A 12011-nucleotide genomic window follows, 5' to 3' on the forward strand; every position below is an offset into this window, starting at 1 on the left:
CAAGCTTGACCTGCGTCGCTGCCGTCCTTGAGGCGACCGAATGCGAGACCGCTCAGCGGGCCGGGCTATAGAGTCAGCATGTGCGTTGATCTTCCGGGCGGCGGCCAAGCGCCGCCGCAGACGGTGCGGGCGACCCCGATGAGTCGGGGCCGTCGGCTGGCATGCCCGTCACCACAACACCGGAGATCACCTGTGACTGCTCAGAAGCCCCTCGCCTATGACGCGTTTGTCGAGCTCGCATCCGCTGACTCAGCTGTCGTCGGCCTTGTCCTCAAGGGTTCCCGGGCCCACGAGGGCATGACCACCGAGCACTCCGACCACGACCTATACGTCGTCCTTGCCGATGGTGCGACGACGGATCTCACCCGGTTCACGGGGCACCGCACCCCAGAACTCGACCTCGTCATCCTCTTCCTCAGTGAATTCCGCGCAGTCGGAATGCCCGGCTTCGAGCGGTACGCCCTCGCCCGCGCCCGGATTGTGCTCGACCGGCTCGACGGAATCATCGCTCGGATCCTGGCCAGCAAGGCACGGCTTGCTGCCGGTGAAGCCTTTCTGGAGGCGGGCGAATGGCTCGATGCCTACGCCAACTCCCTCTATCGCTCAGTCAAGAACGACCGCGACGGAGCCGCGCTCGCGGCCCGTCTCGACGCCGCCGAGAGCGTCCGATTCCTGCTGGAGTTGCTCTTCGCTCTAGACCGTCGTCCCCGCCCTTACAACAAGTATCTGGAATGGGAGCTTGCCCGATTTCCGCTGCCCGGCTGGGACACCGGGTCGCTACTCGACGCTGCGGACCACATCTCAGGCACGGGCGACGTGTCCACGCAGCGTCGTCTCTTCGCCCAGGTCGAAGCAGTGACCCGGCGGGCCGGACACGGCGCGGTGCTGGACGCATGGGGTGACGATCTGCACCTGATGCGACCGCAGTAGAAGCGCACACCGTGATAGCCCCAGCACGCGGCTTTTGTCGCCCGAGGCTTTCGCAACAGGCCCTAGGGTCGCCAACTCCCTCTCTCGCCGGTGAGCGGGAGTCCGCCGCGCGCTGCCCTCGACCAGAGGGCGGCCGTGTCACTCTCAGAAACGACCCTTTCCGGGAGCAAGATCGGAAACGGCCGCCGGGGTCGGCCTGTATGCCCGATCCGTTCTCAGAACTCGTTCTCACTCAAGTGGCAACGCCCCCTCGTCTGACGGGCAGTCATCTGACCGCGCCGATTGTCACAGGCAGTGACGTGCGTGATGGCAGCCGCGTCACGGTCGGCATCACCATGGCAGTCGGTGGCCCCGGTCTCAGACGGCGAGTTGTGCTGCGGCCAGGGCGGTGCCCTCGATGCGGGCGCGGATCTTGGCCAGGGCGACCTGGCGCGAGGTGGACCGGTCGTCCGCGTACGGGGCGAAGCCGGTGTCGTCGCAGGTGCCGAGCTGGTCGACCGGGATGTGGCGGGCCGCGCTTAGCACGCGGTCGCGGACCTCCTCGGCGGTCTCCACCCGCGGGTCGTTCGGGTCGGTGACGCCGACGAACACCCGGATACCCGGCCGCAGCTGCTCCGCGACGGTGCGCAGCACCCGGTCGGGGTCGGGCTCGCTCGTGAGTTGGAGGTAGAAGTTGCCGGCGGTCAGCCGGAACAGGTGCGGAAGCAGCTCGGCGTAGTCGACGTCGAGGCTGTGGGTGGAGTCCTGGTCGCCGCCTGGGCTGGTGTGGACGCCGATCCGGGCGCGCTCGGCTTCGGTGAAGCGTGCCAGGACCTTGTTGTTGAGTTCGACGAAGTCGCCCAGGACCCCGCCGCTGGGGTCGAGTTTGAGGGAGAGGCGGGCTTCCTCGAAGTCGAGCTGGACGCAGTGCGCGCCGGCGTCCAGGCAGCCGCGGATGTCCTTTTCTGCCTCGTCGAGCAGGTCGGCGACGAACTGCTCACGGGAGTACCCGGCGATGCCGGACGCCGGGTAGAGCAGGCTGAGCGCGGAGGGCGCGGCCACCGCCTGCTTGACCGGGACCTTGGCGTGCTTCTGCGCGGTCCGCAGGTACTGCTCGGCGTGGGTGCGGTAGCGGAACGGGCCCTTTGCCAGCGCTGGCAGCTGGCGCTGGTGCCCGTCGGCGTAGGGGATGACCACCCCGTCGGGGGTCAGGTTGTCGGCTCCGTCGAGCGGGTAGGTCCAGGCGCTGGCCTTGGCCTGCTCGCCATCGGTGACGACCGGCGAGCCCGCCGCCTCAAGGGCCTCGACGCTCTCGCGGACAGCGACGTCCACGGCCTTGGCCAGGGCCGTGCTGTCACCGCCGGACATGGCGTTCAGCACGTCGCTCGTGCGGGGAAGACTGCCGATCGGCTCGGAAGGGATGCTCATGCCAGGACCTTAGGAGCCGCGGCCCGGCCCCTTTCCTCTACACGCGGGCCACTGCTCCGGACCGACCCTCACGAGTGACGAGTCGCCAGCTGGTTGACCGCTCCTGTCGGCCTATCTCAAACGCCGAGCTGGAGCGATCACCGACCGTGTTCACCGGTCAGGCTGCGGGGAGCGGAACTGGCCGCGGGTGGGAACCACCGTCGGGGACGTGCTGGCCATCCACGGGGAGATGATCTTGGCTGCTGCCATCCCACCCGGGACCGGCTCTGCAAGATCGTCTCAATGTGGGTTTCGCAAGCATCATGGCGGGACCCCATGAGTCCCGTGGGTTCACGCAAACTGAAGGGGCCTCAGCCGGAACCCGAGGACGGACTGTCGCGTCTTCGAGGGTTCGGCCCTCGGGTTCCGGCGGATACGCGGGGTGAGTGCCGAGCCGGCCGCCCCCTGGGCACCATTCTTGGGAACGGTGCTGGCATCGTACGAGTCATGGGAACAGCAGGAACGACGCCGGAACCGGAACCCGCAACGCAGAGCGCCCTCATGGCTCTGGGTGAGGTGGCGTGCCGCTATCAGGCGGATGAAGTCCGCCCGGAGGACCTGCCGACGATCGCTGCCGAAGCCCTCGCGGCCGGGCTGGACACCCCAACCCTGTGCGAGCTCGCCGGCTGGCCTCGCAGCGCGGATGCCCGCGATATCCGTGATGCGTTCGAGCAAGCACTCTCCGAGTCCGGTGGCATCGATATCACCGTCGCTGTCAAATGGCAGCGAGCCGCCGCTGGAGACTGGGCCGCCTACGCCGCCGAGGTCAGCCGCCGCACTTCACCGCAACATCCGATCCACGAACCAGGACTACCGACATGAGATTCGACAGCCACCGCGTGGTCATCACCGCCGCCGGCCGCGATTTCGGGCGCACTTTGGCCATCCATCTCGCGGACCTCGGCGCCGAGGTCTTCCTCTCCGCGCGCACTCTCGCCGCCGCTGAGCGTGTCCGCGACGAGATTTGCGGCCGAGGGCACCAACAGGTCCACGCCTTCGCCTGCGATCTGACAGACCCCGCCTCGATCCGCGACTTCGCTGCTGGCGTCACCCAGCGCACCGACCACATCGACGTGCTGATCAACAACGGCTCCCGCTACCTCGAAAGCCCAGATCTCCAATCCGCCTCCGACACCGACGTCGTCGACACCATCGCATCCGGTGCCACCGGCACCGTCCTGACCGTGAAGAACTTCCTCCCTCTCCTGCTCAACTCGGACAAGCCGGACGTGGTGACCATGGTTTCCGCTTGCGGAACGGCCGGTCATCACCGCTCGGACGCCCACGAAGCCTTCTACGCAGCCAAGAGCGCCCAGACAGGGTTCGCCGAGATCCTCTCCAAGCGCCTGCGGCCGCAGGGAGTCCGGGTGATCTCCCTCTACCCGCCCGACTTCGACAACCCTGACCCGCTCTCCGAGGAATGGGAGACCACACCACGCGAGACCAAGAACGCCCTCACCGCGCAGTCACTCGTGGAGTGCATCCTCTTCGCCGTCGCCCAGCCTCGCGACTGCTTCATCAAGGCATTCCACTTCGAACAGGGCTGACCGATTCCTGGCATGTCCACACAGGAGACTGACACCGCGGTCGGGGGACAGCGCACGCGCCCGAGACCGGGGGCATGCAGACAGTTCCAATACCCGACTCCACCACTAGCGATCTACCCGGAGGACGTGATCTCCCATCACCGGGCGTTCATTGCCCGTCGCAGAACCGAGCGGCCCAGCGAGGAGTACCGCGAGCTCACCGCCACCGAGTGGGACGAGTTCCTGGCTCACTTCGAACTGCGCAAGGTTGCCTTGGGGACCTGCGGCCGCGACTACGCGACCCCGTGCCAGCATGAAAACGCCTGTGTCAGATGTCCCCTACTGCTCGTCGACCCGGCCCAGATGCCACGCCTCCAGGAGATCCACGCCAACCTCGTCGACCGCCTCCAGGAGGCCAAGGACCAGGGCTGGCTCGGCCAGGTCGCCGCCATCGAGACCACCATGGCCGCCGCCGCGCAGAAGCTGGAGGCCATACGCGACGTGCAGCTCAGCCGTCCACCGTCCACCTCGGCATGCCCGACATCCGCCGGGACGCCGGACGAAGCAGCGCCGATTCGGAGGACTGAGCACTGACACGTTCGCGATCCCCAGCGCACAAAATGGAGGCCCTCTCATGGGTGCGTGCGGCATGATCGCGAACATGAGCGAACCGGAACTGGACCCGCTCTCACGGCTGTGGGACGAGCACAAGCACGCGACGTTCCCGCCGCACCTACGCGGCCAGGACATCGAGGGCGAAGACATGGTGATGCTGGACGCGGACATCGCCGGCTGTGTCTCCTCGTCCCTGTCCGGCCCCCTTGATGAGCGGCGCCGCAGCATCTTGCTCCGGTGCCTCGCGGCTCTGGAGAAGGTCGTGCCATCGATCAGCGATGAGGGCGGTGCGGTCGAGTACTACGAGCGCCTGCGCGAGATGGCCGCGCTTGCAACCGAATCCGGGAACGGCAAGGCCCAGTAGCGTCGAGCGATGCGAGGTGCTGGTCGCCGCCAAACAGAAGCTTCCCGATGCGCGACGTCGCCGCGCGGCACACCACTGCCCACCTCGGCATGCCCGATTTCCGCAGCGTTGTCGCGCTCATCGACTGCGAGCAGCCAAACGAAGGTGCGAGTCGGCAGTCCCGAGGACTACAACGAGGGGATGACCGTCTTTCTCTGTTCCAAGTGCGGCACCGCGATCACGCCGGAGCTGGCCGAGCTGGCCGCCGTCCCCAGCGTCTCCGACGACGAACACGACCGGGACAAGGAGAAACGCCGGGCCCCCTCCACCGTTCCGCTGGGCCGCTACGCGATCGATCCCGAGCCCTGGGGACCTCCCTACGTCGTGCAGGACGATCAGGAGGACCCGAAGCCGGCTCAGACCCGAGGGCCGCTGGTCTGCCGTGAGGAGGGCTTCGTTGTCTCGGCGGGCGTCCCGGGCACGGTGCTGATGCACCCGGAGGACGCCCCCGACCTTCAACCGCTGCCCAACTGGGAGAACAGCACCGGCTGCTGCGGGCCGACCGGCAACGAAGGACTCAACCGAGCCTGTCCCTGCGGCGCCGCCGTCGCGACGCTAGCGGCGGACTGCTTCGGGCCCTACGAACTGCACCTCGACCCCGTCCGAACCTACGCGTTCTCCCACTAGGCCCGCGTAACGGCCCATCCCGGAGCGCGACACGCTCGGGACGGCCTGTCGCCCGGCTGCTTCGCGACTGCTTTCCGTCGCGAACGCACTTCGCGGACGACCTAAGCGTCGAACTGGACTGGTTCGGATAAGCATGCATCCGATGCCCCATGCTGCAGGTCAACCCGAAGATGCTGCCCAGGCTCGCGGAGATCGAAAGAGACCTGGTCCTGCGCCGCAAGCGCGCCGAGGAGGAACAGTGGCTCGGCGAGATCGAAGGAATCGACATGACCTTGACCTTCGCCCGCACCAAACAGGCCGACGCCGCCCGAACCGCCCAAAGGGCACCCGTCGCCCTCGGTATTCCGACTACCCGGCGACCCGAATGAGCCTGAAGCTCGTTGATCCGAACGCTCGATCTATGCCGGCGCCTGATCGACGTGGCGGCCGCAACCGCCGATGACACCGCGGCCGTTCCTCGGACGCAGGATCTCGGATGTAGCCAGCTAGCGTCCGGGCATGAGCCGAGACGAACCACCGAGACCGATCGCCGTCGGTGACGTCGTCGCCGTGTACGCCGAAGCGCTCGGGGCCTGGACCGCCTCGCAGGTCACCGGCATCGACGCTGCGGCAAAGTCCGCCGCAGTCCTCGAACTGGACTGGTCCGGGCCCGAGCCTGCGACCACGGCCGACCTGGGCGACGTGCAGCCGCTCCGGCTCACACACCACAGCTGGGGCGGCAAGCTCTCCCACTGCAACCACGGGTGGCTCCTTCCGAAGAGCTTCACTGTGATCGGCTCCCTGCCTCCACTGGTGGCCAGACCCTCGTACGCCTATGGCCCGGTATGGGGGCGGGGTGAGCAGCTCGCCCGGCAGCGACACTGGGACAGCGGCGACCGCAAGGACTGGACTGCCCCGTACGCGCTGACGTGCACAGCCAACGAGCTTGCCGCCGAACACCCTGATGGGCGTCGTACGGGCAAGCGTCAAACACCTCACAGTCCGCGGGATCACCCGGCTCGACTGCGCCCTCCTCGTCGCAGACTTCCCGAACCTGACCCGCTTGTCACTGTCGGGGAACCTGGGCACCCTCACGTCGGCGGCAGCCTTGAACCAGTTGCCGCGGCTGCAGGGGCTCACGATCACAGAACTGTTCGGGATGGAAGCATCGGACTGTCTGCTGCCGCCCCAGATCCCGGAGCTGGAGGAGGTCTCGCTGTACGGCATTCCGGCGGACTACGCGGCCGCGATGCGCAAGACCTGGCGTCCCCACGTGCGACACGGAGTTCAGCTCGACGTCCGCGGAGCCCGTAAGCCGGAATGGGTCGCGGCCAACGCGGCCAACCCGCTCCGCGACTGGGATGGCCGCGAGCACATACCCCGCACTGCGTATGGCAAGACCATTGCCCAGTACAAGGCCACCCGTGACGCCTTCCTCGCCGAACTCACCAGCGGCCGGCAGCATGGCAACATCACGGAGATCGGGCGCGCCTTCGCAGCCGCCCTCAACGCGCTGGACAGCCGCTCGCCCTTTATCGAGACCGTGGAACGCGAGGAGCTGTTCGACGCCCTGGACTTCCTGGTGGACGAAGCCCAGACAGCTGCCGGGCGCGACCTGTCCGCCGCCCGCGCGACGCTGATCGAAGGCGTGAACTCCACCCGAGACTGGTGACCGCCGCCCATCTGCTACGACCGATGCCTTTCAGATCGGCTCGCCTTGACTAGTGCAGAGAAGCCAGGCCCCTGTCACCGCTACGGCGTCGGGGGCAATCCCCTGTGCGCCACCTGCCGCGAAGCCGTCGAGGTCGCACGCGGCAAGAAAGTTTCGTGAGCGCCGGCGTCGCGTAGGGCGTTCGCGCTGTGAGGACCGGCCGGTACGGGATCAGGGCAGCGTCGGATTCGAGAGTGGGGCGGTGCTGGGAATCGGCCACATATCAGGCCGAAGCGGATGCAGTTGCTCTCGGAGCGCCATGGGGGCCGGACAATAAGGGCGTCGGCTTCCACACATACGTGATGCGGAGTGCGCATACGCCCAGTACAGAGCAGACCCTACGGCTCACCGTCGCGGCTCTCCTCATGCGGCTGACCGGCGAGCGCCAGACCGACCTCGCCGCCGGTCTCCTGCTAGACCAGGCCCAGGTCAGCCGAAAGCAGAGCGGCACGGTCTCGTGGTCGCTCGCCGACGTCGACCGGCTCTCCGCCCACTACGGCATCCCGGTCTGTGACCTGCGCGCCGGCGTCGACCGGGCCGTGCACTGCCTACCCGCCCGCCGGTAGGCGCCCGCACCGGGCGCGGCCCAGCTCACCATCGCGCCGTAGCGGCAGCGGATCCCGTACGTCAGGGATGCTTCCGGGCAGAAGTACGGTCGTGATGCGATCGGTGTGAAGCCGGCCTGGCCGTACACCGAGCCCTTGACGTGCTGGGAGTGCGGGGTCTCCGTCACGTTCGGCACGGCAACGCCGACGACCCGGATTCGACGTCCTCGCACTTTGTCAAGTACCCCGGCAGGGATCACGGCTCGCGCTGCCCGTACGACCTCGAACGCCGTGGCAAGGAGCTCGTGGAGGCATCCGGGAGCACCGTGGTCCGTGAAGGCGGCCAATCGCAGCCACCAAGATCGTTTTTGCACAATTGTGCAAATGGGCTGAGCCCCGGGTTTGGCACTGGACGACTGTTCCGCGTGGAGGTGCGCTGGTGCCACATACGGCATGCCGGTCTTCTACCGTGCCCAGGCCATGCCGAGATTGGAGAGTGCGGCGAGCTGTTCGGCGTCCAGCCGGTCGCGTCGTGCGCGGGTGTTGGAGAGCCATACGCCGAGCCGGATGGGTACCGGCTCCTCCTGTCCGTCGACGGTGATCTCGACGACGGCCCCGCGGGGGACGGGCCGCTGCCCTTCCTGCTCCACCCACTGGGCCAGGGCGGTGAGGCCGCGCTGGAACGCCTGCTGCGCTTTGCTTCCCGCCTTCCCTGGCGGCCCTTTTGTTGCGCGGGGGGTCACGGGGCCCTGGATGCCGAGCTTGGTCAGCCGGTCGCGTTGTTCGGGCGTCAACTGCGCCCAGGTGGCCGACTGCTTCTGCTGCTGGAGCCACGTGCCGACGTCGTCCCCCTCGAAGATGACGCCCGGGGCGATGTGGGGCAGGTGCCCGTCGGCGTCGACGAGGTCGGCGAGCACCTGGTAGTGGCGTTGCCAGTCCAGCGGCCAGGGGCAGTTCCAGTCCTTGTCGATCGCGGCGAGCTGCGCCGCCCGCTCCGCGGCCCGGTCGGGGTCTTTCCCGAGGCCGTTCTTGGTGCCTTTACGGCGGAGGTTGGCCATGTGCTGGCCGATGGGGACGGGCCCGGGCCCGACGGGGTCGTCCCACACCGCGTCCTGACGCGGCGCCAAGTGCCCCGTCGCCCATCGGTAGGAGCGGAGCGCGGCGAGCTTGGCCTCCCAGGCTTCCTCGCCGGGCTCCCAGACCATCCCGGTCTCCGGCGCGTCCAGTAGCTTTTTGCGCCGTTCCTCCAGCTCCCCGGCCCGCACGGCCTTGCGCTGCTGGTGCACCCACCGCCCAAGCGGGAAGTCCTTCGTGATCCCCACCTCGACCGCGACGTTGTACGGAACGGCGTGGACGCCGGTGATCTTGTTCTCCGTCCGCCAGCGGATCAGGGCTTGGTAGCCCTCCAGCCAGACCAGGGACTCGGGCCGGTAGACCCGCGTACGGAGGAAGGCCGCGATGGTCGCGGCGTCGCGGGGGCTGGAGAAGTGGAGCAGGGCGGACTCGGCGGCGGCGTCGGCGCCGCCGTTGTGCTCCTGGTCCTCACTGTCGCTGCCGCCGCCGGCCCCGACGATCCGACCCTCTTCGTCGCGCTGGACGTGGTGGGTGCGCTTGCCGCTCGCGAGCGCCCGGGAGGCGAGCTGCTCGACGAGGTGGGCATCGTGCGAGCGCAGGCCCTGGAGTACGGCCACCAAGGGGCGGAAGCTAGCGGAGGCGACCATGTCCTCGGGGTCCTCGCCGGGCTCCAGGAAGATCGGGACGATGATGCGGGCGACCTTGGTGGTGCCGTCGCGGTTGAGGCGCAGCGCGCGGCCGATGTTCTGGACGATCTCGACCTGGGAGCCGCGGGTGTCGGCGAAGCAGATCGAGTCGACTCCCCGCTCGCCGGTGATGTCGACGCCCTCTCCGAGGACGCGGCAGCTGGCGAGGAAGGCGCGGTGGACCCGGTGGCCGGTGGCGTCGATGCCGTTGGCGAACTGCCGCAGCACCTCGCGACGCTCGGCGACGAGGTGGTCGCCGCACAGCCACGCCGACCAGACCCGGTCCGGCGGAACGTGGCGGCCGGCCTCCAGCTCGTAGAACTCCGCGTCGATCGACGACTTCGGCAGAGCGTCGGCGGCGGCCAGGTCGGCGTCGGAGGCGTCGTTGACGTACAGCTCGGCCGCGGTCTCCGGGAGGTTGTTGGAGAAGGCGCGGGCTTCTTCGACCTTCTGGTGGAAGGTCATGACGGTGCGGAGGTTGTGTGCGGCGGCGTGCTCCAGGAGCGCGGCCTGCAGGAGCGCCAGGCGCCGGCCGCGCCGCGCCTCCTCCGACTCGCCGAGGATGGGGGAGGGGTCGCGGATCTCCAAGACGTCGATCTCGAAGCCGGCGAGGATTTCCCGCTCGATCGCCTCCGAGAGTCCCAGTTCGGCGCCGGGGAGCCACGCGCCGTACGTCCCGTCCGGGTCGTTGGTCATGGTCGCGAGCTCCATCTCCTGGCCGTCCGCGCCCTTCTGCGGGCGGGGTGCGGCGAGGATGCGCGGGGTGGCGGTGAGGTAGAGCCGGAAGTCCGCCGGGATCCGGGCGTTGTCGTGGATCGCCGCCCACGGACGACCAAGATCACCGGCGGTTGAGTGGGCCTCGTCCACTACGGCGAGGTCGAACGGGGCCATTTGCTGTCCGTAGAGCCTCTCCCCGCCCGCGAGGGCGGCCTCCAGCGGCCCGCGAACCCTTCCCTGGCCTGCGGGCGCGTCGATGTCCTCGCGGTCCACGAGGGAGGCGTACGTCGCGAAGACCACCACGGGCCCGGTCTGGGCCCAGAGCGCGAGCTGGACCGGGTTCGTGGTGGTCCGCACCCCGAGTGCGCGCGGGACCGGGTCATTCTCCAGCGAGCACACCGCGATCATCGGCGCCCGGTGGCCTACGAGCCGCCATGCCTGGGCGGTCTGGACGAGCAGGTCGAGAGTCGGCACGGTCACCAGGACCCTGCCCTCCGCGAACGACTCCAGCGCGCAGGCGGCGGCCATGATCGTCTTCCCCGACCCGGTCGCGGACACGATCGTGCCCCGAGCCCCTTGCGGCACAGATGATCTTGCAGGAAATCCGACCCACTTCCTGAACGCCGACCGCTGCGCCACCTGGTGCTCCCGGAGCCGAATGCCGGTCATTTCTTTGACTCTCTCTTCGGACCTGATCGAACTCTCAAACGGGCTACGAGGTGGAAACCAAGCCATAGACCTACGGACCATCCGAGCGGCACCGCATGGCGCATCGACCGGTGGACCACACTTCCACGGATGCTCACACAGCCCGGCGCACCTGCGAAGGCGCCCAACAGGACCAGGCCGAGGGCTAGTGGAGCCGTATGATCACGCGAATGATTCACCCTGTCTCGGGACCCGTCACGCGGAGACACCCCGCTGCCGCGCTGGCACTCGTATTGCTGGTGGCCGGCGGCTGGTATGCCATGCAGCCGATCTATCCGGACTGCTTCTACATGGGGGACATTTCCTACAGCGAAGCCGTAGACGCCGGATACTGCAAACCCCCTCAGATGCGATGGGAAACCTGGATAAAATAGAATAATAGAGCCCCGCTTCAGATGCTTGTATGGGGTTCCGTGTTTTCGCCAACGGTACATGCTGTATCAGATTGATGCGGCATGTGGATCGAACCTGATGCACAGGAAGCCTGCCGCGCACCGCCCGCAGTCGATCGGAAGGGATGTCCGTGGAACCAACACCTTCAGAACTCCTAGCCGATCTCTACGGCCACGACCAGGACGCCCACTTCGACAGCAAGCAGCTACGGGATGGAATGGCGCACCAGATACCCCCGGCTCAGCTCGACAAGTTCATCGCGGCCGTCGAAGAGACAGGGGATTCGACAGTCGACCTAGAGACAGCCACGTCACTCCTCAACGGCATCCACTAGACCATCCCTGACAGCCAGCCTGGCCCGCGTCAGCGGGCCGTTTCTGGCCCTGGAGGCGAAGCCCGCAAGGGCCGGGGCAGAGCGAAGCGCAGCCCCTCGCATCGCGAAGCGGGGCGTCAGGCCACCGCGAAGCGGGCCGTTCACTGGGCTCATGGAGCGAAGCGGAGAGAGCCGGTCCCTGAAGCAAAGCGGAAGGGACCTTGCCCCGGGCTTCGCCCGGGGCAGCGGGGAGGAAAGCGAGCCGCGCCGGCACCCGGCGAAGCCGGGTGCGCGCACCGCGAAGCGGTGCGCTTCGCTTTCCCCTCGCGCAGCGAGGG

12 protein-coding genes are annotated in these 12011 nt (G+C 68.0%); 10 read left to right on the plus strand and 2 right to left on the minus strand.

The window, feature by feature from the left end:
• Window positions 1-192: 192 nt before the first annotated feature.
• Window positions 193-930, plus strand: coding sequence for a hypothetical protein (locus OG867_RS31680; RefSeq protein ID WP_406290658.1), 738 nt, complete (start codon window positions 193-195; stop codon window positions 928-930).
• A gap of 357 nt (window positions 931-1287) precedes the next feature.
• Here OG867_RS31680 and OG867_RS31685 read toward each other — a convergent pair whose 3' ends face one another.
• Window positions 1288-2337 carry a 5-methyltetrahydropteroyltriglutamate--homocysteine methyltransferase gene (locus OG867_RS31685; RefSeq protein WP_406290660.1) on the minus strand — a complete coding sequence of 350 codons (1050 nt, stop codon included), beginning with the start codon at window positions 2335-2337 and terminating at the stop codon, window positions 1288-1290.
• 486 nt (window positions 2338-2823) lie between these two features.
• Here OG867_RS31685 and OG867_RS31690 point away from each other — a divergent pair, with 486 nt between their 5' ends.
• The 8 genes from OG867_RS31690 (at window position 2824) to OG867_RS31725 (ending at window position 7803) form a co-directional block, all read left to right on the plus strand.
• On the plus strand, window positions 2824-3198 hold the full coding sequence (locus OG867_RS31690) for a hypothetical protein (protein ID WP_406290662.1): 375 nt from the start codon (window positions 2824-2826) through the stop codon (window positions 3196-3198).
• A complete protein-coding gene (locus OG867_RS31695) occupies window positions 3195-3923 on the plus strand; it encodes an SDR family oxidoreductase (RefSeq protein WP_406290664.1) in 729 nt (242 codons plus the stop codon). Before OG867_RS31690 ends, OG867_RS31695 begins: the two co-directional genes overlap by 4 nt.
• Window positions 3924-4049: 126 nt before the next feature.
• A complete protein-coding gene (locus OG867_RS31700) occupies window positions 4050-4496 on the plus strand; it encodes a hypothetical protein (protein WP_406290666.1) in 447 nt (148 codons plus the stop codon).
• 67 nt (window positions 4497-4563) lie between these two features.
• Window positions 4564-4881: a hypothetical protein gene (locus OG867_RS31705; RefSeq protein ID WP_406290668.1), complete on the plus strand. Its 318-nt coding sequence runs from the start codon at window positions 4564-4566 to the stop codon at window positions 4879-4881.
• 180 nt (window positions 4882-5061) lie between these two features.
• Window positions 5062-5547: a hypothetical protein gene (locus tag OG867_RS31710; RefSeq protein WP_406290671.1), complete on the plus strand. Its 486-nt coding sequence runs from the start codon at window positions 5062-5064 to the stop codon at window positions 5545-5547.
• A gap of 149 nt (window positions 5548-5696) precedes the next feature.
• A complete protein-coding gene (locus OG867_RS31715; protein ID WP_406290673.1) occupies window positions 5697-5915 on the plus strand; it encodes a recombinase in 219 nt (72 codons plus the stop codon).
• Between the two features lie 557 nt (window positions 5916-6472).
• Window positions 6473-7198 (plus strand): hypothetical protein, encoded by a 726-nt coding sequence (locus tag OG867_RS31720; RefSeq protein WP_406290675.1) that lies wholly within the window; start codon window positions 6473-6475, stop codon window positions 7196-7198.
• A gap of 341 nt (window positions 7199-7539) precedes the next feature.
• On the plus strand, window positions 7540-7803 hold the full coding sequence (locus OG867_RS31725) for an acyltransferase (protein ID WP_406290677.1): 264 nt from the start codon (window positions 7540-7542) through the stop codon (window positions 7801-7803).
• A 443-nt stretch (window positions 7804-8246) separates the two neighbouring features.
• Here OG867_RS31725 and OG867_RS31730 read toward each other — a convergent pair whose 3' ends face one another.
• Window positions 8247-10928, minus strand: coding sequence for a Helicase associated domain protein (locus OG867_RS31730; RefSeq protein WP_406290679.1), 2682 nt, complete (start codon window positions 10926-10928; stop codon window positions 8247-8249).
• Window positions 10929-11490: 562 nt separating this feature from the next.
• On the opposite strand from OG867_RS31730, the gene OG867_RS31735 reads away from it, so the two are divergent.
• The gene (locus tag OG867_RS31735) at window positions 11491-11694 is read left to right on the plus strand and encodes a hypothetical protein (RefSeq protein ID WP_406290681.1); all 204 of its coding nucleotides are present in this window, start codon (window positions 11491-11493) and stop codon (window positions 11692-11694) included.
• Window positions 11695-12011 lie beyond the last annotated feature (317 nt).

This window comes from Streptomyces sp. NBC_00209 (genome assembly GCF_045206345.1).
GTDB lineage: Bacteria > Actinomycetota > Actinomycetes > Streptomycetales > Streptomycetaceae > Streptomyces.

Bases quoted from the DNA above. Each gene is read 5' to 3' on its own strand.
- OG867_RS31685 (WP_406290660.1), bottom strand. From the start codon at position 2,337: ATGAGCATCCCTTCCGAGCCGATCGGCAGTCTTCCCCGCACGAGCGAC.
- OG867_RS31690 (WP_406290662.1), top strand. From the start codon at position 2,824: ATGGGAACAGCAGGAACGACGCCGGAACCGGAACCCGCAACGCAGAGC.
- OG867_RS31695 (WP_406290664.1), top strand. From the start codon at position 3,195: ATGAGATTCGACAGCCACCGCGTGGTCATCACCGCCGCCGGCCGCGAT.
- OG867_RS31705 (WP_406290668.1), top strand. From the start codon at position 4,564: ATGAGCGAACCGGAACTGGACCCGCTCTCACGGCTGTGGGACGAGCAC.
- OG867_RS31710 (WP_406290671.1), top strand. From the start codon at position 5,062: ATGACCGTCTTTCTCTGTTCCAAGTGCGGCACCGCGATCACGCCGGAG.
- OG867_RS31715 (WP_406290673.1), top strand. From the start codon at position 5,697: ATGCTGCAGGTCAACCCGAAGATGCTGCCCAGGCTCGCGGAGATCGAA.
- OG867_RS31725 (WP_406290677.1), top strand. From the start codon at position 7,540: ATGCGGAGTGCGCATACGCCCAGTACAGAGCAGACCCTACGGCTCACC.
- OG867_RS31730 (WP_406290679.1), bottom strand. From the start codon at position 10,928: ATGACCGGCATTCGGCTCCGGGAGCACCAGGTGGCGCAGCGGTCGGCG.